The organism is Mycobacterium sp. 360MFTsu5.1, from assembly GCF_000383495.1.
In the GTDB taxonomy this organism is placed as follows: domain Bacteria; phylum Actinomycetota; class Actinomycetes; order Mycobacteriales; family Mycobacteriaceae; genus Mycobacterium; species Mycobacterium mucogenicum_B.
Genome location: NZ_KB911468.1, coordinates 87,168 through 107,867, shown reverse-complemented (window position 1 = coordinate 107,867; position 20,700 = coordinate 87,168). Strand labels below are relative to the sequence as shown.

Here is a 20,700-nt window from a genome sequence, read left to right as displayed (position 1 = left end):
GGCGTTGCATCTGGTGCTGGGCGACGAGGAACTGCTGGTCGAGCGGGCGGTGGCGGAGGTACTGCGGAACGCGCGCAAACAGGCCGGCAACGACAACGTGCCGGTCGACCGGCTGCGGGCCGGTGATGTGTCCACCAGCGAGCTCGCCGAGCTGCTGAGCCCGTCGCTGTTCGCCGAGGAACGTGTGGTGGTCCTGGAGTCTGCCGCCGAAGCCGGCAAGGACGCTGTCGCCCTCATCGCCGACGCGGCAGCGGACCTACCGGGCGGCACCATGCTCGTCGTCGTCCACTCCGGTGGTGGCCGGGCGAAGGCGCTGGCCGATCAGCTGAAAAAGCTAGGCGCCGAGGTGCATCCGTGCGCGAAGATCACCAAGGCCGCCGAGCGTGCCGACTTCGTCCGCAAGGAATTCCGGTCGTTGAAGGTGAAGGTCGGCGACGACGCCATCAATGCCGTGCTCGACTCGGTCGGGTCGGACATCCGCGAACTGGCGGCGGCGTGCTCGCAGCTGGTGGCCGACACGGGCGGTCAGATCGATGCGGCGGCCGTGCGGCGCTACCACTCCGGCAAGGCGGAGGTGAACGGCTTCGACATCGCGGACAAGGCGGTTTCGGGTGACGTCAGCGGCGTCGCCGAGGCGTTGCGCTGGGCGATGGCCGGCGGGGTGCCGCACGTGGTGCTGGCCGATGCGCTGGCCGAGGCCGTGCATTCGATTGCGCGGGTCGGTGGCCAGTCCGGCGATCCCTACCGGTTGGCGGGGGAGTTGGGGATGCCGCCGTGGCGCGTGCAGAAGGCACAGAAGCAGGCGCGGCGCTGGAATCGGGACACCGTGGCCGAGGCGCTGCGGGTGGTCGCCGCGCTGAACGCCGACGTCAAGGGTGTCGCGGCCAATGCCGACTACGCGCTGGAGTCGGCGGTGCGGCGCGTCGCCGAGCTGGCCGACAGCTAGCCCGGACACAACAAAACCGCGGCCCGGTGAACGGGCCGCGGTTTCGCGAAAACTACCGGCTCAGATCAGAGCTTGTTGAAGGCCAGGGTCAGCGCCGACTTCTTGTTGGCGGCCTGGTTCTTGTGGATGACACCCTTGGTGGCGGCCTTGTCCAGCTTGCGGTTGGTGGCGACGAGCAGCTCGCCGGCCTTTTCCTTCTCGCCCGCCTCGACGGCCTCACGGAATCCGCGGATGGCCGTACGCAGCGCCGACTTCACCGACTGGTTGCGCAGACGTGCACGCTCGTTGGTGCGGATGCGCTTTTCCTGCGACTTGATGTTGGCCACGCGTGTCGTTCCTTCTAAATCTCAATTTGGGCATGCACGGGGACGAGCATGCTCGGTCTTAAGTCTGCGCTCTTCGCCCGTCAACGGGCAGCGACTGTTCAGGTTACCAGCGTCCATGCGAAATCCCCAAAGCGCGGCATGCGCGCACTGGCCGGCGACGACCCCGAGCATATCTGTGAATGCGAAGTTGCCCTGCCGAAACTGCCAGGTTGATGCAGCATGTCTGCCATGAGCCCACGGACATCGCACAGTGGTCCCGCGCGGACGCGGCCGACCTCCCCAGGGAATCGCTACGACGGTGTGTTCGACGGCTACGACGACGTCGACAGTTACGCCGCCGCGTTCGACGAGATGTTCGACGCCCAGGGTGTCGTCCGCGGTCTCTACAAGGGCGTCTTCGCCGAGTTGGCGCCGTCGGACACGTCCGAGCTGGCGGCCCGGTCCGAGGCGCTCGGCCGCGCGTTCACCGACCAGGGCATCACGTTCTCGCTGTCCGGCCAGGAGCGGCCGTTTCCGCTGGACCTGGTGCCCCGGGTCATCTCGGCCGCCGAGTGGTCGAAGCTGGAAAAGGGCATCAAGCAGCGGGTCAAGGCGCTCGAGATGTACCTCGACGACGTCTATGGCGACCAGGAGATCCTGCGTGACGGGGTGATCCCGCGCCGGCTGGTGACCTCGTGCGAGCACTTCCACCGCGAGGCCGCCGGCATCGTCCCGCCCAACGGTGTCCGCATCCACGTCGCGGGCATCGACCTGATCCGCGACGACAAGGGCGACTTCCGGGTTCTCGAGGACAACCTGCGCTCGCCGTCCGGGGTGTCCTACGTGATGGAGAACCGGCGCACCATGGCCCGCGTCTTCCCCAACCTCTTCGCGACGCACCGGGTGCGGGCGGTCGGTGACTACTCGTCGCACCTGCTGCGGGCGCTGCGCAACGCGGCGGCGTCGAACGAAGCCGACCCGACTGTGGTGGTCCTCACCCCGGGCGTCTACAACTCGGCCTACTTCGAGCACTCGCTGCTGGCCCGGCAGATGGGCGTCGAGCTGGTCGAGGGCCGCGATCTGTTCTGTCGCGACAACGTCGTCTACATGCGGACCACCGAGGGCGAGCGCCAGGTGGACGTCATCTACCGCCGCATCGACGATATGTTCCTCGATCCCATGCAGTTCCGGCCCGACACCGTGCTCGGCGTCGCCGGCCTGCTCAACGCGGCCCGCGCGGGCAATGTCGTCATCTCCAGCGCGGTGGGCAACGGCGTCGGCGACGACAAGCTCGTCTACACCTACGTGCCGACCATCATCGAGTACTACCTGGGCGAGAAGCCCCTGCTGGCGAACGTCGACACCTACCGCTGTTGGCTCGAGGACGAATGCGAGGAGGTGCTCGACCGCATCCGCGAGCTGGTCATCAAGCCGGTCGAGGGCTCGGGCGGCTACGGCATCGTCTTCGGCCCGGACGCCTCCGAGAAGGAGATCGCGGCGATCTCGAAGAAGGTCCGCTCCGACCCGCGCGGGTGGATCGCCCAGCCCGTCGTGCAGCTGTCGACGGTGCCGACGCGCATCGGCGACAAGCTGGCACCCCGGCACGTCGATCTGCGGCCGTTCGCGGTCAACGACGGTGACGACGTGTGGGTGCTGCCCGGCGGCCTGACCCGCGTCGCCCTGCCGGAGGGCTCGCTGGTGGTCAACTCCAGCCAGGGCGGCGGCTCGAAGGACACCTGGGTGCTGGCATCGCGGGCGTCGACCGCGACGCATGAGCTCGGTGCCGCCGAAGTCGTCCGCTCCCTGCCGTCCGCCGGCCAGGCGGCCGACGAGGGGCCGCCGCAGCAGGCCGTCCAAACTGCCCATCAACAGCAGCAGCAACAGCAACAGGCGGTGATGTACTGATGTTGGCGCGCAACGCGGAATCGCTGTACTGGATCGGCCGCTACGTCGAGCGGGCCGACGACACCGCCCGCATCCTCGACGTCACCGTGCACCAGTTGTTGGAGGACTCGAGCGTCGACCCCGACCTGGCGTCGCGAACGTTGTTGCGGGTCCTCGGGATCGAGCCACCGGCGGCGCCGCTCGACATGTGGTCGCTGACCGACCTGGTCGCGTTCGGCCGCGGTGACGGGCAGAACTCGATCGTCGAGTCGATCTCGGCGGCCCGCGAAAACGCCCGCGGCGCACGCGAAGTCACGTCCACCGAGATGTGGGAGTGCCTCAACACCACCTACAACGCCCTGGCCGAGCGGGAGCGGGCCGCCAGAAGGCTTGGGCCGCACGAGTTCCTGAGCTTCGTGGAAGGCCGCGCGGCGATGTTCGCCGGCCTGGCCGACTCGACGCTGTCGCGCGACGACGGCTACCGCTTCATGATGCTGGGCCGGGCGATCGAGCGTGTCGACATGACGGTGCGCCTGCTGCTGGCCCGTGTCGGTGACAGTGCGTCGTCGCCCGCGTGGGTGACGGTGCTGCGTTCGGCCGGTGCCCACGACACCTACCTGCGGACCTACCGCGGCGTCCTCGACGCCGGCCGGGTCGTCGAATTCATGTTGCTGGACAGGCTCTTTCCGCGATCGGTGTTCTACTCGCTGCGACTGGCCGAGCGGCATCTGGACGAGCTGCACAACCGGCCGCATGACCGCATCGGTGCCACCGGTGAGGCGCAGCGCCTCCTGGGCCGGGCGCGCAGTGAGCTGGAATTCCTGCAGCCGGGCCTGCTGCTGGACTCCCTCGAGGACCGTCTGGCGGGTCTGCAACGCAGCTGCCGGGAAATCGGAGAAGCATTGGCGCTGGAGTACTTTCACGCGGCGCCGTGGGTCGCGTGGACGGACGCGGGCCACCCGGTGTCGGTTATCGAAGAAGGTGAGATCTGATATGTGGCGGCTCAGAGTTGTCCATGCCACCGGGTATGCCTACAAGTCGCCGGTGACGGCGTCGTTCAACGAGGCCCGGCTGACGCCGCGCTCGGACTCGCGGCAGAACGTCGTCCTCAACCGCGTCGAGACCACCCCGGCCACCCGCTCGTACCGGTACATCGACTACTGGGGTACCGCGGTGACGGCCTTCGATCTGCACGCACCGCACACCGAGTTGGAGGTGACGTCGTCCTCGGTCGTCGAGACCGACAAGGGCGAAATGCCCGCGGAACTGGTCACGTGGGACGACCTGGCAGGCGCCGGCGTGCGGGACCGGTTCGACGAACTGCTCGTCCCGACCCGGTACACGCCGGTGAGCAAGCGGCTGCAGCGCGTCGGCCAGCGGATCATGAAGTACTACGACCCGCAGGAAGCCGTGATCGCGGCGGCGAACTGGGTCAACACCGAACTGGACTACGTGCCGGGCACCACGGGTGTGCACTCGTCCGGGTTGGACGCGCTGCGTGAGGGCAAGGGTGTCTGTCAGGACTTCGCGCACCTGACGCTGATCCTGCTGCGCGGCATGGGTATTCCGGCCCGGTACGTGTCGGGCTATCTGCACCCGCAGCGTCGGGCGGAGGTCGGCGACACCATCGAAGGACAGAGCCACGCCTGGGTGCAGGCCTGGACCGGCGGTTGGTGGGACTACGACCCGACCAACGACGTCGAGATCAACGAGCAGTACGTGACCGTCGCGGTGGGGCGGGACTACGCGGACGTCACCCCGCTGAAGGGCATCTACTCGGGCGAGGGCTCCACCGACCTGGACGTCGTCGTGGAAATCACCCGGCTCGCTTGACTTTCGCTTCGCACTCTCCGTCGCCGACTACCATGGATGTGAGGTGGATCACGATCGGAGGCGGGCGATGCGGATCGCGGACGTACTGAGCAACAAGGGTGCCGCGGTAGCGACCATCGCCCCCGAGACCACGGTGTCCCAACTTCTGGCGAGCCTCGCGGCGCTGAACATCGGTGCCATGGTGGTGGTCGGGGCCGACGGATTGGCCGGCATCGTGTCCGAGCGCGACGTCGTGCGCGAGCTGCACAAGCGCGGCGGCGGCCTACTGGGCCAGCCGGTTTCGGAGATCATGACGACCGTCCTCGCGACGTGCACGCCGCGCGACACCGTCGACCACCTCGTGGTGCTGATGACCCAGAACCGGGTGCGCCACGTGCCCGTCATCGACGACGGCCGGCTGGCCGGCATCGTCAGCATCGGCGACATCGTCAAGACCCGGATGGAAGAGCTCGAGACCGAGCAGCAGCACCTGCAGGACTACATCACCCAGGGTGGCTAGCGCCCGTCACCACTTCCGCGAGCGGCCGTGTCTGTACGGCGACACGCCGGTTGTGGCGGGCAATCTCGGGCCGCTCACCGGCGGCGAGCGGGCGCGAATTCTCGGCGGCGCCTGCACCGGCGTGACGATTCACGGCAAGCTGGGCGGCATGCGTGAAATTCAGACCCGGGCGGCCACTCGTTCCGACATCGGCGGCTTGTCGCACACCCTTGCCCGTGCATTCGCCGACGACCCGGTGATGACGTGGATGCTGCCCGACGATGGGCTGCGCCGCCGCCGGCTGCCGCGCCTGTTCACGGCGCTCACCAAGTACCAGCATTTGGGCCACGGTGGCGTCGAGGTGGCCTTGTCGGCGGACGGCATCGGGGCCGCGGCGTTGTGGGATCCCCCGGGCAAGTGGCAGCAGACGCGCGGCGCCGAGCTGCGGGCCGTGCCCATGATGCTGCTGACGTTCGGCACCGCGGTGCTGCGCGGCCAGGCGGCCGCGGAGTTGATGAAGAAGCACCACCCGGAGGAGCCGCATTGGTATCTCGCGGTGATCGGCAGCGACCCGACCGTGCGCGGTGGTGGTTTCGGGCAGGCGCTGATGCAGTCGCGCCTGGACCGCGTTGATGCGGAACACGCGCCCGCCTACTTGGAGTCGAGCAACCCGGTGAACGTGCCGTATTACGAGCGGTTCGGTTTCGAGGTCACGGGCGAGATGGTGCTGCCGAACGGCGGGCCGAGCCTGATTCCGATGTGGCGTCCGGCGCGCTGAGCGCACTCAACGCACGCTCGTCGGGCGCGAGCGGCCCCTGAGTGCACGCCTGAAACGGCGTGTCGCCGTCCAGACACGGCCGCTCGGGGAGAGGGGAAGCGGGGAGCGGCCTAGCGCCAGGAGTAACTGGCGCGGAGGCGGGCGGCGATGATCTCGAACTTCTCGCGGTCGAGGATCGCGCCTTCGCGGCGGATGCCTTCCTCCGGCACGTCGAGAACACGGTCGAGGCGCACCCAGCTGGCGCGTCCCTCGTAGTCCCAGCTGCCCGATCCGATGCCCACCCAGTCGGCGTCGCCCTGGTGGCGGTCCTGGCTGGACAGCATGAGCCCCAGCAAGGTGCTGCGGTCGCGGCCCACGACCAGCACCGGGCGGTCCTTGCCGCGCGTCGGATCGTCTTCGTAGACGACCCAGGTCCACACGATCTCGCCCGGGTCCGCCTGGCCGTCCAGGTCGGGGGCGTAGACGATGCGGCGGGCGCGGTGCGCGGTGGGGACGATGGTCTCGGTGATCGGGCGCCCGGCGGTGATGGCGGCCTGGGTTTCCGTCGGGACGGCGCCGAGCGCCGTGAGGCCCACCTCGATGCCGAACCGAATGCCCTGCTGGATGGTCCGCGACAGCCCGTCGGGCTGCTGCAAGGTGCGGATGAGTTTGGGCGCCTCGTTGAACACCAGTTGTTCCGCCAGACGCTGGAACGTCCTCCACTGCGACGCCATGGCATCGAGCATAGGTGAGTTTCCGGGCCGCGATTTAGTCGCCGGGGTCCTCGCTAGATACCCTGGTAGCCGCGCGTGATACGCGCAGACCCATCGTCACCAGGAGATTCCCATCAGCAGTTTCGCCGACAAGACGTTCACTGCGCCGGCGCAGATTCGGAACTTCTGCATCATCGCCCATATCGACCACGGCAAGTCCACCCTGGCCGACCGCATGCTGCAGCTCACCGGCGTCGTCGACGACCGGTCGATGCGCGCGCAGTACCTGGACCGCATGGACATCGAGCGTGAGCGCGGCATCACGATCAAGGCGCAGAACGTCCGGCTGCCCTGGAAGGTCGGTGACGAGGAGTTCGTCCTGCATTTAATTGACACGCCTGGGCATGTTGATTTCACCTACGAGGTGTCGCGCGCGCTGGAGGCCTGTGAGGGCGCCGTGCTGCTGGTCGACGCCGCGCAGGGCATCGAGGCCCAGACGCTGGCCAACCTGTACCTGGCGCTGGACCGCGATCTGACGATCATCCCGGTGCTCAACAAGATCGACCTCCCGGCCGCCGACCCGGACCGCTACGCGGGTGAGATCGCGCACATCATCGGCTGCGAGCCGTCCGAGGTGCTGCGGGTGTCCGGCAAGACCGGTGAAGGCGTCAAGGAGCTGCTCGACGCCGTCGTCCGCCAGATCCCGGCGCCGACCGGTGATCCGGATGCGCCGACCCGCGCCATGATCTTCGACTCGGTCTACGACATCTACCGCGGCGTGGTGACCTACGTTCGCGTGGTGGACGGCAAGATCGTCCCCCGCGAGAAGATCGCGATGATGTCGACCGGCGCGACGCACGAACTGCTCGAGGTCGGCATCGTGTCGCCCGAGCCCAAGGCCTCCGAGGGCCTCGGCGTCGGCGAGGTGGGTTACCTCATCACCGGTGTGAAGGACGTTCGCCAGTCCAAGGTCGGTGACACCGTGACCACGGCCCGCAAGGGCGCCACCGAGGCGCTGACGGGCTACCGCGAGCCCAAGCCGATGGTCTACTCGGGTCTGTACCCGGTCGACGGGTCGGACTACCCGAACCTGCGCGACGCCCTCGACAAGCTGCAGCTCAACGACGCCGCGCTGACCTACGAGCCGGAAACCTCTGTTGCCCTTGGCTTCGGCTTCCGCTGCGGCTTCCTGGGGCTGCTGCACATGGAGATCACCCGCGAGCGCCTCGAGCGCGAGTTCAACCTGGACCTGATCTCCACGTCGCCCAACGTGGTCTACCGGGTGGTCAAGGACGACAACACCGAGATGGTCGTCACCAACCCGTCGGACTGGCCGGAAGGCAAGGTGCGCAGCGTCTTCGAGCCCGTGGTGAAGACGACGGTTATCGCGCCCAGCGAGTTCATCGGCACCATCATGGAGCTCTGTCAGTCCCGCCGCGGTGAACTGCAGGGCATGGACTACCTGTCCCCGGAGCGCGTCGAGCTGCGCTACACCATGCCGCTCGGCGAGATCATCTTCGACTTCTTCGACTCGCTGAAGTCCCGCACGCGCGGCTACGCGTCGCTGGACTACGAAGAGGCCGGCGAGCAGGAAGCCGATCTGGTGAAGGTCGACATCCTGCTGCAGGGCGAGGCCGTCGACGCGTTCAGCGCCATCGTGCACAAGGATTCGGCGTCGGCGTACGGCAACAAGATGACGACCAAGCTCAAGGAGCTGATCCCGCGCCAGCAGTTCGAGGTTCCGGTGCAGGCTGCCATCGGCTCGAGAATCATTGCGCGCGAGAACATCCGGGCCATCCGCAAGGACGTGCTCTCCAAGTGCTACGGCGGTGACATCACCCGTAAGCGCAAGCTGCTCGAGAAGCAGAAGGAGGGCAAGAAGCGCATGAAAACCATTGGCCGGGTGGAAGTTCCGCAGGAGGCCTTCGTCGCCGCGCTGTCCACTGACGCGGCGAGCGACAAGCCCAAGAAGTAGGGATTTGTGCACGATTTTCCGCGGTCACCGCGGAAAATCGTGCACAAATCGCGCGTCAGACGACCCGCAGCACGGCTTTGCCGGCGATCTTGCGCCCCAGCAGGGCCTGCGCGGCCTCGGCGATGTTCTCCCACGAGTCCCGCAGTCCGATCTGCGGATCGATCTCACAATCGGCCAGCAGCGTCAGCAGGTAATCCAGGTCGGCGCGGAACGGCGCGCGGACGGTGAAGGGCTCCAAGCGTTTCCGGTTACCGATGCGCCGCTCCGCCTCGAAGTTGATCGTGGTGGGTTCATTGGAAGCCATCCCGATGGACTGCAGCGAGCCGCCGTCGGACACGAGGCTGAAGGCCTGCGCCAACAGCTTTCCGCCGACGTTGTCGAGGACGCCGAAGACCGGATCGGTCACCGCATCGAGTCCGACCACCACTTCGGCCGCGCCCAATTCCCGCAGACCCTCGCCGCGGGGTGCACTGCCGACGGCGGCCACCACATGGGCGCCCGCGCGCGCAGCCAGTTGCACCGCGAACCGGCCGACCCCGCCGGACGCGCCGGTGATCAAGACCCGTCGGCCGACGACCGGGCCCAGAGCGCGCAGGGCCTGCAGTGCGGTCACTCCGGCCACCGGCAGAGCCGCGGCATCCTCGAACTCGACGAACTCGGGCAGTTCCGACAGATTGTCGGTCGAGACGACGCGTCGCTCGGCCCAGCCGGCCTCGCCGGCGAATCCGACGACCCGAGCTCCGACCGAAGGCCCGGAGCCGTCGGCCGCGGCTTGCACCACCACGCCGGCGCTGTCCCAGCCCGGGACTTCGCCCGGACGGCGCATCTGGTCGATGAAGTGGAGCTCGCCGAAATTCAATGCGAACGCGTGTACTGCGATCACAGCCTGAGACTCGGTGGCTACGGGTTCGGCGACGTCGTCGAACCGAAGATTGGCGGGAGCGTCGGGGGCGTAGACGAGAGCGCGCATGAACGGGCCAACCCCGTACGTTATTCCCGTATTCCCGGTATTCGGACGCGGTGGCCCAGCGGGCGGTGTACTCGTTGCCGAATCCTGTACCGCGGCAACGACAAACGACCGGATGATCGCTCGGGTTTGTTCCCATTTCATCGTTCTGAGCGCAACGCTATCTACCGGGCGCATCGAGTCGTAGCTTGCACGGTGTGTCGAAAGAACTTCACCTTCTGGCCTTCGGCAACACCCGTTCTGCCGGTCCGTGGCGGCATCCCGAGGCGGACAACAGCACCGCGGGTGTGCGGCGCCGGCTCATCAAGCACGCACAGCTGGCGGAAGCGGGTACCTTCGACGCACTGTTCTTCGCCGACGGGCTGAACTACGGGCCACCGGCCACCTGGGCCTACAAGATTCCCGAAGATTTCGAACCACTCACCGCTGCGGCCGCGCTGTCGTCGGTGACCGACCACATCGGTCTGGTGGTCACCGGCTCGGCGACCCTGCAGCATCCCTTCCACCTGGCGCGGCAACTGCTTTCGCTCGATCACCTCAGTGGTGGACGGGCCGGCTGGAATCTGGTGACCAGCTTCGCTCGCGCGGCGGCGGACAATTTCAGCGCGCAGGGCGTCGTCGATCACGACGAGCGCTACGCGATCGCCGAAGAAGCGCTCGATGTGGTTCGCAAGCTCTGGGACGGCTGGGGCGAGGACACGATCATCGAGGACCGGGCCGAGGGAGTGTTCCACGATGTCAACACGATTCGTGCGGCAGACCATCACGGCAAGTACTTCGATGTGACGGGCCCGCTGGGTGCGTCGCGCTCGGCGCAGGGCCAGCCGGTGATCTTCCAGGCCGGGGCATCAACCACCGGAAGGACTTTCGCCGCCCAGCACGCCGAGGTCATCTTCACCAGTCACGGCAATCGCGGCCGGGCGCAAGAGTTCTATCGGCAAATCCACCTGGGGGCACGGAGTCTCGGCCGCGCGGCGCCGCCGCTGATCACGCCATCCTTCCGCTACGTCATCGGCTCGACCGAGGATGAAGCGCGCCGTGCCGAACGGGACGAGTACGAGTACTTCAGTCCCGAGTACCAGGCGGCCTGGCTGCTCGAGGTCGAGGTCGACGTTGTCGGCGCCGACCTCGACGGTCCCGTGCCCGCCTCTGCGTTCCCCGAATCGACGCAGACGCACCAGACTGCGTTGGCCGGATATCGCGCGCTGGCTGCGGAAAGCCCGACGGTGCGCGACTTCCTGTATCGCACCGTCAACGGCTGGGGTGCCGGCGTCGTCGGCACCCCGGAACGCATCGCCGACGAACTCGAGGAGTGGTTCACCGAAGGCGCCGCAGACGGTTTCGTCCTCCGCGACTCGGGGCTGCCCGGTCAGGTCGAGTTGTTCGTCGATCAGGTGGTTCCGGTGCTACGTAAGCGCGGCCTGTTCCGCCACGAGTACGCGGGCACGACCTTGCGATCGCATCTCGGGCTGGAAGTCCCCGCTCGTGCCCCGTCTCTCGCTGAGCCGGGTGTTCGATGACGGAGCCTTTCGTTCTCGCCGGTTTCACCATGTCGACGGTGTCGCACGGCAACTTCGGTATGTGGCGTCACCCGCAGGACCGGACGTCCCGGTACACCGACCTCCGGTACTGGGTGGAACTCGCGCAGCTCTTGGAGGCCGGCGGCTTCGACCTGCTCTTCATCGCCGACGCGGTCGGCCAACTCGATGTCTTCGGTGGCAGCGCGCAGGCGGCACTCACCGGCGCGGTGCAGACACCGGTCACCGACCCGTTGCTCGCCGTCTCGGCGATGGCGGCCGCCACCGAGCATCTCGGCTTCGGCATCACGGTGTCCACCACGTACGAGAGTCCGTATCTGCTGGCGCGCAAGTTCAGTACGCTCGACCACCTCACCGGCGGACGGATCGGGTGGAACATCGTCACCTCGCTGCTGGACAGCGCCGCCCGCAACATCATCGGACGCGACCGGCAGATTCCGCACGATGAGCGGTACGCGATGGCGCAAGAATTCCTCGAGGTCACCTACAAGCTGTGGGAAGGTTCCTGGGAACCCGACGCGATACTGCGCGACCGCGACCGCGGCGTCTACACCGACGCCGACAAGGTGCACCCCATCGGGCATCACGGCCGCTACTTCAGCGTGCCGGGTGCGCATCTGGTCGAACCGTCCCCGCAGCGCACTCCCGTGTTGTTCCAGGCCGGAACATCCTCGGCGGGAAGGGAATTCGCGGCGCGCAATGCCGAGCTGGTGTTCGCCAGCGATCCCCGGCCGGAGGTGTTGCGCGCCAACATCGCCGATATCCGGCGCCGCGCAGTGCAATACGGGCGGCGTCCGGACGCCATCAAGTTTCTGACCTCGGTCGAGATCGTCACCGACAGTACCGATGCCGCCGCGCGGGCGAAGGCGGACGAACTGGCGCGTTACCACGATCTCGAAGCCGGTCTGGTGCTGTTGTCGGCGCTGTCGGGTGTCGACTGGTCCGGCTACGGGGTGGACCGGCCGATCGAGCAGTTCGACACCGACGCGAGCCGGTCGATCCTGGCCGCCGTGGCCGATCCCGATGCGCGCCAGCGTCTTACGTTGCGTGACTATGCCGGTGGGCTCGGCGGATTCGGTGGCGCGCTGTTCGTCGGATCCGGGCGCACCGTCGCCGACGACCTGGAAAGTTACGCGGAGCGCGCGGGCGTCGACGGCTTCAACATCTCGTATCACATCACCCCCGGCAGCTTCGTCGATGTCGCCGAACACCTGATCCCCGAGCTGCGCCGGCGCGGGCGAGCGCGGGAGGCCGGTTCTTCGGAGACGTTGCGACAGCGGATTTTCGGCGGCGCGTCCGCGCTGCTGCCCGACGATCATCCCGGTACCGCGTTCCGGCACCAAAGAATCCCGTCGATTTGATCGCTGCCGTATCGACCGTGACTGAGGGAAAGTGAATATCACGTAATAGATCGGTAAATACCTGTGCGGCAAAGCATTACGCGATACGCAGGGTGGAAAGGCAGGCAAGGTGTCCGCACCGAATCGCGTAGAACTGGCCGGTCGCGCACTGGCCTCCGCGCAAGGTCATGGGTTACAGAAGGACGCGCTGGGATTCTGGGGCGTCTTCGCGCAGGGCCTGGCGGCCGCCGCACCCAGTGTGGCGCTGGCGTCGGTGCCCTTCTCTCTTTTCGTGGCCGCCGGCAGCGGTGCCACCTGGGCGGTACTCGTCGGCTTGACCATCACCGTGCTGATCGCCACCACCATCAGCTTCCAGGCCAGGCGCACCGTGTCGTCCGGCTCACTGGGCACCTACACCGGTAACGGGCTCGGCCCGGGATTCGCCTACACCGCCGGTTTCAGCCTGCTGATCGGATACATCGGCTTCGCCACCACCGGCACCCTGGGCGGCGTCGTCTACCTCGACTCGTTCCTGGAATCCATCGGATTGGGTTCGCAGGCAACGTGGTTCCGGCTGTTGCTGGTTGTGGTCATCGTCGGCGTCGCGACGTACCTGCCGTTCCGCGGTGCGTCCATCGCAGCCAAGTACGAGTTGGTCTTCGAGCTGATCGCCATCGCGTCGATTCTGGTGATCATCGTCGCCTCGTATGTCGGTTATGGATTCCGCGTCGACTGGGAGCAGTGGAACCCGGCACACCTGGGCAGCAGTACCACCTTCATCGCCGCGGTATCCGCCGTCGGTTCATACGCCGGCTTCGAGAGTGTCGCCTCGCTCGGCGCGGAAGCCAAAGACGCACACCGCAATATCGCCCGCTCCCTACTGCGGGTGGTGCTGCTGCTGGGTGTGCTCTACGTCGTGTCGACCTACCCGCAGATCCTGCACTTCAACTCGATCGACGGTGACAAGGCGATCCTGCCGCAGCTCGCGGATTCCACCGGCGTGCACTGGGTGAACCAGGTCGTCAGCGGAACCGTGGCGATTGCGTTCATCGTGTTCGTCACCGCCGTGACCACCGCCGCGGCGCGGTCGCTGTTCACCTTCGCCCACGAGGGTGCGCTGCCGGCCGCGTTGACCAAGGTGCATCCCAAGTACAAGACGCCGTGGGTCGGCATCGCCTTCATCGGCGTGCTGTCCTTCGTCTTCTCGGTGGTGGCCACCGTGAGCTCGGCCGGCCGCGTGGTGTTCGACGTCTACGGCGGTTACGTCTCCAACTGGGGCTTTCTGATCAGCTACCTGCTGGTCGTCGTCGCAACACCCATCTGGCTGTACAAGATTCGGGCCCTCACCCCGGTGCGGCTGGCCGTGTCCGTGGCCGCGACGCTGGCCATCGGGTATGTCATCTTCAGCAATTTCTATCCGGCGCCGAAGTTCCCGTTCAACATCCTGCCGCTCATCTATGCGGGCATCCTGCTGGCCGGGCTGGCCTGGTACTGGTACCTCAAGCGTGCCAAGCCCGAGGTGGCGCGGCGGATCGGGAGCATTCAGACCCTGTCTGAAACCGAGCAGCAGCGGCTGATCGACGAAGGCATCCTCGAAGTGCTCGATCACCGGGCCGAGCAGTCGAATGCCGATGAGGACCGTGAGCCGGACCGAGACAAGGAGCCGGTGGCGCCGTGACACTGGAAGCAGAACGCCGCGTCACAAGCTGGACGGTGACACCCGCGACGCCGATCGATCATCCACAGATCGCCGATTTCCTGGCCACCACTGTCGGTATCGGTGGACGCAAGTTCGCGGCCGATTCCCGTGATATCGCCGAACAATTCGACGACGCCCTACCCGACGCGCTACTGGTGGTGCACGACGAAACGCAGCGCGTCCGGGGCTACGCGGCATTGCACGAGCCGCACGGGCAGGCCCCGGAGTTCCTGGCGGACTTCGTCTTCGACCCGGCGACCGCGGACGACGTCGTCGACGCCACTGTCGAGGCGGTAGTCGCCCGGTTCCAACGGGAAGCCGCCGTGATCCCGAAAGCGTTCCTGCGCAGTTTCATCGGGCCCACGCAGCAGACCGCCCTCGATACGCTGATCCGACTCGGCGCCACCGAGGAAGGCCGCTTCATTCGGACCCGCAAGGCCCTCGACGACGAGGACGCCGAGTACCTGCAGGCCCTGACGCTGCCCGGGCTCACGTTGCTGAGCTGGCCGGAGGTCATCGAGCGATGCCTGACCGAACAGGTGCGCAGTCTGCAGTTCGACACGTTCCTCGAGCACTTCGGCAACATGTCCAAGACGCCGGAGAGCTTCGCCCATCACATCGAGAGTCGTGCTTTCACACCGGATTTCAGCAACGCGGTGGTCAACGAAGCGGGCGAGGTGGTCGGGTATGTGCTGGGCTCGACCTACACCCACCTGATCGGCGACGCCGAGGAGCGCAGCGCGCACACCAATTACATCGGCGTACGCGCAGACCAACGCAAGCGCGGAATCGGTGAATTCCTGCTGCGCAAGATCTGGCTGGCGGCGCTGCGCCGCGGCCTGTCGATCGCGTCGCTGGGCACCGATATCAACAACGCGAGCAAGGCACATCTGCTGTATGCCCGACTGGGATATGTCGCGGTCGAACACCAGTCCGCGTACCGCATCGACTCCGAAGGATTCGCGAAATGAGTTCCGCCACAAACTATCTGCAGCCTGCGACCGCCGATCTCGACGACCTACGGGCGCACTTCGCGCCGGTCTTCGCCAAGATCGCCGAGGCGAATCTGAACCGCGAACGCACGCGGACCTTTCCGCACGAGCAGGTGAGCCTGCTCAACGAAGCGGCGTTCGGCACGTTGCGAATCCCGGTGGACCGCGGCGGTTTCGGGGCCTCACTGCAGCAGGTCTTCCTGCTGCTCGCCGACCTCGGTGAGGCCGATGCCAACGTCGCGCACATCTGGCGCAACCATCTGGCCTTCGTCGAGGACCGGCTGAATGCGCCGGTATCCGATACCAATGACATCTGGATCAACCGGTTCCGGGCCGGCGAGTTCGTCGGCGGCGGCTGGACGGAAGCCAACAACGTCACGCTCGCCAACCTGGTCTCCACCGTCACCACCGAAGGGGACCACTACCGGGTGACGGGTACGAAATTCTATGCCACGGGCAGTCTTTACGCGGACTGGCTCGATGTGCTCGGCCGCGGTGATGACGGCGAACTGCTCACCGCGCTGGTGCGCGCCGACGGTCCCGGGGTCACCCTGGTCGACGACTGGGACGGTTTCGGCCAGCGCACCACGGCCAGCGGGACCGCCCGCTATGAGCGGGTGCGGGCCGAACGCGGCGACGTGTTTCCGGCCGCCGAACGGTTCGCCTATCAGGGCCACTTCTACCAGATCGCGATGTTGTCGGTGCTGACCGGAATCACGCGGGCGGCGCTGCGGGACGGCTCGGCGGCTCTGGTCGGTCGTAAGCGCAACTATCCGCAGGGCCTGACCGAGGTGCCCGCGCAGGACGCGCAGTTGCTGGCCGTCATCGGTGAGGTGTCCGCCGATGCGTTCGCGGCGGAAGCCGCACTCGCCAAGGCCGGCGAGGCGTTGGACCGGATCGCCGGAGACGACGATGGCGCGCGGCGCCGTCTGATCGCGGCCGAGGTGGCCGTGTCCCAGGCGCAGCTGGTGATCATCGCGGCGGCCCTGCGTGCCACCACGACGATCTTCGATGCGCTCGGTGCGTCCGGGGTGTCCGAAGAGCGTGGCCTGGACCGGCATTGGCGCAACGCCCGCACGCTGGCCTCGCACAACCCGCGGGTGTACAAGGCGCGCATCCTCGGCGATCACCTGATCAACGGCACCGACCCGGTGCCGGACTTCGCCGCGCTCGGGCGTGGGGGACAAGGCAATTAGGCGGTCGGCGCCGTCGGGTCAGACCGCGTGACGCGGCCCTGCTGAGTGATGGTGCGGGTGTAGTCCCGGGATCATCATCGGCACCTCGGCGCGGTAGTCCTGGTACGGGGCTCCGAGGCCGGCGACCAGGTCGTGCTCCTCGAGCTGGATCGCGATCAGGATGTACCCGGTGGTGGCGAGCGAGAACAGCAGATGTCCCGCCGTCATCATCGGGGTGGCCCAGAACGCGATGATGAAGCCGACCATGATCGGGTGCCGCACCACGCGATAGAACATCGTGGTCCGGAAAGGCAAGTCCCGGTAGGGTTCTCCGCGCCACGCCAGATACACCTGGCGCAGCCCGAACAGATCGACGTGGCTGATCATGAACGTCGACATCAGAACGATCGCCCAGCCCACCCAGAACAGGGTGAGCAGCACGTAGCGCCCGGCCGGTGCGGTGACGTGCCAGACGACCTGTGGCATGGTCCGCCATTGCCAGTACAACAAGCCCAGCAGCAAGCTCGACATCAGCACGTAGGTGCTGCGCTCGATGGATTGCGGCACGACGCGCGTCCACATCCGTTTGAACGCCGGCCGTGCCATCACGCTGTGTTGCACCGCGAACAGACCGAGCAGGATCAGGTTGACAACCACGGCCTCGCCGATCGACGCGGCGATGCCGTGGTCGACGGTGCGGGGCACCACCACATTGCCCACGAAGCCGACGGCATAGAGGAACGAGGCCAGGAACACCGCGTAACACAGCACGCCGTAACCAAGTGTCAGATAGCGCTTCATCCTGTCCTCCGATTCTCGGAATGATCCGGCGACGACGTCCGCACCGGTCGACTCGTATGCAGCGTCGGGGACGGCCCTAGGCGCGGCCTTGATGTCGGGAACGATTGGGCCCAACGAGAGGGGAGAGGCCGGCAGACCGCCGGTCCGTGACGTCACACTTGGTGCCGCGGCCCCTGGTCACTCTTCCAATATATTCCTGGCCGGAGATACGCGAAAACCCCCAGTTTTCCGCGGAAAACTGGGGGTTTTCGTGACTGCTCGTGAGGGTTAGGGCGAGCCCTCCGCGATGCGGCGGACCGCGTCGATGAACACGTCGATCTCCTCGAACGTGTTGTAGAACGCGAACGACGGACGCACCGTCGCCTCGAGTCCCAGGCGCCGCAGGATGGGCTGGGCGCAGTGATGCCCGGCCCGCACCGCGATACCTTCGGCGTTGAGCGCCTTGCCGACCTCGAGTGGCTCGTGCCCGGCCAACACGAAGGACAGCACGCTCGCCTTCTCGTCGGCCGTGCCGACCAGCCGCACTCCCGGAATGGCCGCCAACCGCGGGGTGGCGTACTCCAGCAGAGCGTGCTCGTAGGCCGCAATCCGTTCGATACCAACACGTTCCACGTAGCGGATCGCCTCGCCGAGGCCGACCGCGTCGGCGATGTTGCCCGTGCCGGCCTCGAACTTGTTGGGCGGTCCCTGGAACACCGAACGCTCCAGCGTCACGTCGGCGATCATGTTGCCGCCGCCCTGCCACGGCGGGGTCTCGGCAAGCACGTCCTCGCGGCCGTACAGCACGCCGATGCCCGTCGGCCCGTAGATCTTGTGCCCGGAGAACACGAAGAAATCCGCACCGAGTTCGGCCACGTCGATCGGGACGTGCGGGATGGACTGTGCCCCGTCGATCAGCACCCTGGCCCCGTAGCGGTGGCCCAGCTCGACGATCGTCTTGACCGGCGTCACCGTGCCCAGCGCATTCGAAACCTGCGTGGCCGCAACCAGTTTCGTCCGCGGACCCAGCAGGTCCTCGAACTCGCTGAGCAGCAGGTTGCCGGCGTCGTCGACCGGCGCGACCTTGATGACCGCGCCCGTCTGCTTTGCGATCAGCTGCCACGGAACGATATTGGCGTGATGCTCCAGGTGGGTGATGACGATCTCGTCACCCGGGCCCAGGTGCTTGCCACCCCACGAGTACGCCACCAGGTTGATGGCCTCGGTCGTGCCGCGGACGAAGATGATCTCTTCGGTCTTCGACGCGCCGATGAACCGCCGGACCGCCTCGCGGGCATCCTCGTAGGCATCCGTGGCCCGCGCCGCCAGTTCGTGCGCGGCCCGGTGGATGTTCGAGTTCTCGTGGGCGTAGAAGTACGCCAGCCGGTCGATGACCGACTGCGGCTTCTGCGTGGTGGCCGCGTTGTCGAACCAGATCAGCGGCTTGCCGTTGACCGTCTCCTTGAGGATCGGGAAATCGGCCCTGATCGCGTTGACGTCGAAGACCTCGTGGTCGTCGGGCACCACCGGAACCGGTTCGGCAGCAACGGATTCCGTGGGTGACTGCAGGAAGTAGTAACTCCCGGCATCCTCCGACGGTGGCGGAGCGCCCGTCCAGTTCAGCTCCGGCACCGTCGGGACGGTGCCCGGCCAGGTCGGCGCGGAGCCGCGCGGGGCGACCGGGGCGCTCGGCGGCGCAGCCAGCACCCCCGGCACCGTCGGGACCAGACCCGACGGCACCGCGAACGCCTCCAGCCCGCCGAACGGCGCGACCGGGCTCACCGCGTTACCCCGCGGCGCGACCGGCGCCGTCCCCGGCGGGATGCCCTCCGGCCCGGGCGAGGTCGGTGCCGGCGCGAACAGCTCCGGCACCGATACGAACTCGCCCGGCGTGCCCGGATGCGCCAGACCGGCCGCGGTGGCGGCCGCCGACGTCGCGGTGGTCGCATCCGGAGCCACCCCGCGCGGTGCCACCTGAGTGGTCACCGGCGGGCTGTCCGGACCGGGCCGCAGGCTCGTGGCGTAGATCTGGCTGGCCAGTGCCGAGAGATGGGCCTCGCTCGGTGCAGTCTGTTCGCTCCCGCTCAGTGCCGTCTGTTCGCTCCCGCTCAGTGGCAGATCACTTGTACTCATGGAAGTGGTCCACTCCGACGTCCTCGAGGACCGCCAGCGCATCGTCGGTGAGCACCGCCAGCGACGAGTAGAGCGTGACCAGGTACGACGCGATGGCCGACCGGTTGATGCCGGTGAAGCGCACCGACAGGCCCGGGGCCTGCTCGCCGACCAGACCAGGCTGGAACAGGCCGACCACGCCCTGACGCTCCTCGCCGGTGCGGACCAGGATGAACTTGGTCTTCCCGTCCACGACCGGCACCTTGTCCGACGGGATGATCGGGATGCCGCGCCAGGTGATGAACTGGGCGCCGAACAGGCTGACGACTGGTGGCGGCACGCCACGACGGGTGGCTTCCCTGCCGAACGCCGCCACACCGAGCGGGTTGGTCAGGAAGAACGCGGGGGTCTTCCACACCTTGGTGATCAGCGAGTCCAGATCGTCGGGGGTCGGGGTGCCGCGCAGCGTCTGGATGGTCTGCTCGGGGGTGACCTGCGACAGCAACCCGTACTCCGGGTTGTTGATCAGCTCGGACTCCTGGCGTTCCTTGATGGTCTCGATGGTCAGCCGCAGCTGCTGGGCCACCTGGTCGTGCGGGCTGGAGTAGAGGTCCGACACCCGGGTGTGCACGTCGAGCAGCGTCGAGATGGAGCGCAGCGTGTACTCGCGCGGGCTGGTCTCGTAGTCGACGTACGTCTCCGGCAGCGGGTCCTCGTTGCCCGAGCCCTGCTCGGCGGCAATGGCGACCTGCTCGGGGTTGACGACGCGGTTGACGCGGTAGATACCCGCCTCGACCGGGACCCAACTAAGCAGGTGCAGCAGGAATCGCGGGGTGATGGTCGACAGTTGCGGAACTGTCTTGGTGGCATTGGCTAGCTGCCTTGCGGCGAGATCGCCGAGGGCCTGCGATTCGTTCTGCGCAGACGTCATGGGGGGCTACCTCCGACGGGTTGGTGTTTGGGGATGCGGCGGCCACGATACGGCTTTATGGGTGCTCTGACAGGGTTAGCGCGCACGGCGACCGAAACCTGTTCGATTATGGGCTCTGTGACCAATTCGGTCGTGGCTTTTCTGCGGGAGTGCCGTATGGTAGGCGGCATGACCCACGACGGATCGCTGCGCATGCCCATGCGGCGCTGCTTCGTCGTGCCGTGTTGTTGTTGTTGTTGATTTTCTGACGCCGGCCCTCTGCGTTCTGCCCGCCC

The 20,700-nt window shown here is 67.1% G+C and carries 18 protein-coding genes; 12 read left to right on the top strand and 6 right to left on the bottom strand.

The features are described from left to right. The first annotated feature begins 4 nt into the window (after positions 1–4). The gene (gene holA / locus H289_RS0117675; protein ID WP_177127370.1) at positions 5–946 is read left to right on the top strand and encodes a DNA polymerase III subunit delta; all 942 of its coding nucleotides are present in this window, start codon (positions 5–7) and stop codon (positions 944–946) included. 65 nt (positions 947–1,011) lie between these two features. On the opposite strand, the gene rpsT is transcribed toward holA, so the two are convergent. Then, positions 1,012–1,272 (bottom strand): 30S ribosomal protein S20, encoded by a 261-nt coding sequence (gene rpsT, locus H289_RS0117670; RefSeq protein WP_020102146.1) that lies wholly within the window; start codon positions 1,270–1,272, stop codon positions 1,012–1,014. Positions 1,273–1,500: 228 nt separating this feature from the next. On the opposite strand from rpsT, the gene H289_RS0117665 reads away from it, so the two are divergent. The 5 genes from H289_RS0117665 to H289_RS0117645 all read left to right on the top strand — a co-directional run bounded on the left by H289_RS0117665 (position 1,501) and on the right by H289_RS0117645 (position 6,224). Beyond that, positions 1,501–3,156 (top strand): circularly permuted type 2 ATP-grasp protein, encoded by a 1,656-nt coding sequence (locus H289_RS0117665; RefSeq protein ID WP_110772209.1) that lies wholly within the window; start codon positions 1,501–1,503, stop codon positions 3,154–3,156. Then, entirely contained in the window at positions 3,156–4,127 is a 972-nt protein-coding gene (locus H289_RS0117660) for an alpha-E domain-containing protein (RefSeq protein ID WP_020102144.1), read from the top strand. Before H289_RS0117665 ends, H289_RS0117660 begins: the two co-directional genes overlap by 1 nt. Position 4,128: 1 nt before the next feature. Continuing rightward, a complete protein-coding gene (locus H289_RS0117655; protein ID WP_020102143.1) occupies positions 4,129–4,968 on the top strand; it encodes a transglutaminase family protein in 840 nt (279 codons plus the stop codon). A 67-nt stretch (positions 4,969–5,035) separates the two neighbouring features. Next, positions 5,036–5,467: a CBS domain-containing protein gene (locus tag H289_RS0117650; RefSeq protein ID WP_020102142.1), complete on the top strand. Its 432-nt coding sequence runs from the start codon at positions 5,036–5,038 to the stop codon at positions 5,465–5,467. A 148-nt stretch (positions 5,468–5,615) separates the two neighbouring features. Next, positions 5,616–6,224 carry a GNAT family N-acetyltransferase gene (locus H289_RS0117645; RefSeq protein WP_029105381.1) on the top strand — a complete coding sequence of 203 codons (609 nt, stop codon included), beginning with the start codon at positions 5,616–5,618 and terminating at the stop codon, positions 6,222–6,224. A 110-nt stretch (positions 6,225–6,334) separates the two neighbouring features. On the opposite strand, the gene H289_RS0117640 is transcribed toward H289_RS0117645, so the two are convergent. Further along, complete coding sequence (locus H289_RS0117640) at positions 6,335–6,949, bottom strand: type II toxin-antitoxin system PemK/MazF family toxin (RefSeq protein WP_020102140.1); 615 nt, start codon at positions 6,947–6,949, stop codon at positions 6,335–6,337. 94 nt (positions 6,950–7,043) lie between these two features. On the opposite strand from H289_RS0117640, the gene lepA reads away from it, so the two are divergent. After that, entirely contained in the window at positions 7,044–8,891 is a 1,848-nt protein-coding gene (gene lepA / locus H289_RS0117630; RefSeq protein WP_029105380.1) for a translation elongation factor 4, read from the top strand. A gap of 55 nt (positions 8,892–8,946) precedes the next feature. On the opposite strand, the gene H289_RS0117625 is transcribed toward lepA, so the two are convergent. Continuing rightward, the gene (locus tag H289_RS0117625) at positions 8,947–9,861 is read right to left on the bottom strand and encodes a zinc-binding dehydrogenase (RefSeq protein ID WP_020102137.1); all 915 of its coding nucleotides are present in this window, start codon (positions 9,859–9,861) and stop codon (positions 8,947–8,949) included. Between the two features lie 194 nt (positions 9,862–10,055). Here H289_RS0117625 and H289_RS0117620 point away from each other — a divergent pair, with 194 nt between their 5' ends. The 5 genes from H289_RS0117620 (at position 10,056) to H289_RS0117600 (ending at position 16,623) form a co-directional block, all read left to right on the top strand. Beyond that, positions 10,056–11,378, top strand: coding sequence for an NtaA/DmoA family FMN-dependent monooxygenase (locus tag H289_RS0117620; protein WP_020102136.1), 1,323 nt, complete (start codon positions 10,056–10,058; stop codon positions 11,376–11,378). Beyond that, entirely contained in the window at positions 11,375–12,757 is a 1,383-nt protein-coding gene (locus H289_RS0117615; protein ID WP_029105379.1) for an LLM class flavin-dependent oxidoreductase, read from the top strand. The genes H289_RS0117620 and H289_RS0117615 overlap by 4 nt, the downstream gene beginning before the upstream one ends. Before the next feature lie 109 nt (positions 12,758–12,866). Further along, entirely contained in the window at positions 12,867–14,414 is a 1,548-nt protein-coding gene (locus H289_RS0117610) for an APC family permease (protein WP_020102134.1), read from the top strand. Next, the gene (locus H289_RS0117605) at positions 14,411–15,406 is read left to right on the top strand and encodes a GNAT family N-acetyltransferase (RefSeq protein WP_029105378.1); all 996 of its coding nucleotides are present in this window, start codon (positions 14,411–14,413) and stop codon (positions 15,404–15,406) included. Before H289_RS0117610 ends, H289_RS0117605 begins: the two co-directional genes overlap by 4 nt. Next, on the top strand, positions 15,403–16,623 hold the full coding sequence (locus H289_RS0117600; RefSeq protein WP_020102132.1) for an acyl-CoA dehydrogenase family protein: 1,221 nt from the start codon (positions 15,403–15,405) through the stop codon (positions 16,621–16,623). Before H289_RS0117605 ends, H289_RS0117600 begins: the two co-directional genes overlap by 4 nt. 18 nt (positions 16,624–16,641) lie before the next feature. On the opposite strand, the gene mddA is transcribed toward H289_RS0117600, so the two are convergent. The 3 genes from mddA to H289_RS0117585 form a co-directional block, all read right to left on the bottom strand. Beyond that, positions 16,642–17,403: a methanethiol S-methyltransferase gene (gene mddA / locus H289_RS0117595; RefSeq protein WP_020102131.1), complete on the bottom strand. Its 762-nt coding sequence runs from the start codon at positions 17,401–17,403 to the stop codon at positions 16,642–16,644. 267 nt (positions 17,404–17,670) lie between these two features. Next, positions 17,671–19,494: a family 2A encapsulin nanocompartment cargo protein cysteine desulfurase gene (locus H289_RS0117590; protein WP_029105377.1), complete on the bottom strand. Its 1,824-nt coding sequence runs from the start codon at positions 19,492–19,494 to the stop codon at positions 17,671–17,673. 7 nt (positions 19,495–19,501) lie between these two features. After that, positions 19,502–20,425, bottom strand: a complete 924-nt coding sequence (locus H289_RS0117585; protein ID WP_020102129.1) for a family 2A encapsulin nanocompartment shell protein — start codon at positions 20,423–20,425, stop codon at positions 19,502–19,504. Positions 20,426–20,700 lie beyond the last annotated feature (275 nt).

Excerpts from the sequence above, each read along its gene's own strand:
- H289_RS0117665 (WP_110772209.1), top strand. The coding sequence starts at position 1,501 with ATGAGCCCACGGACATCGCACAGTGGTCCCGCGCGGACGCGGCCGACC.
- H289_RS0117660 (WP_020102144.1), top strand. The coding sequence starts at position 3,156 with ATGTTGGCGCGCAACGCGGAATCGCTGTACTGGATCGGCCGCTACGTC.
- H289_RS0117655 (WP_020102143.1), top strand. The coding sequence starts at position 4,129 with ATGTGGCGGCTCAGAGTTGTCCATGCCACCGGGTATGCCTACAAGTCG.
- H289_RS0117650 (WP_020102142.1), top strand. The coding sequence starts at position 5,036 with ATGCGGATCGCGGACGTACTGAGCAACAAGGGTGCCGCGGTAGCGACC.
- H289_RS0117645 (WP_029105381.1), top strand. The coding sequence starts at position 5,616 with ATGCGTGAAATTCAGACCCGGGCGGCCACTCGTTCCGACATCGGCGGC.
- H289_RS0117640 (WP_020102140.1), bottom strand. The coding sequence starts at position 6,949 with ATGCTCGATGCCATGGCGTCGCAGTGGAGGACGTTCCAGCGTCTGGCG.
- H289_RS0117625 (WP_020102137.1), bottom strand. The coding sequence starts at position 9,861 with ATGCGCGCTCTCGTCTACGCCCCCGACGCTCCCGCCAATCTTCGGTTC.
- H289_RS0117615 (WP_029105379.1), top strand. The coding sequence starts at position 11,375 with ATGACGGAGCCTTTCGTTCTCGCCGGTTTCACCATGTCGACGGTGTCG.
- H289_RS0117600 (WP_020102132.1), top strand. The coding sequence starts at position 15,403 with ATGAGTTCCGCCACAAACTATCTGCAGCCTGCGACCGCCGATCTCGAC.
- mddA (WP_020102131.1), bottom strand. The coding sequence starts at position 17,403 with ATGAAGCGCTATCTGACACTTGGTTACGGCGTGCTGTGTTACGCGGTG.
- H289_RS0117585 (WP_020102129.1), bottom strand. The coding sequence starts at position 20,425 with ATGACGTCTGCGCAGAACGAATCGCAGGCCCTCGGCGATCTCGCCGCA.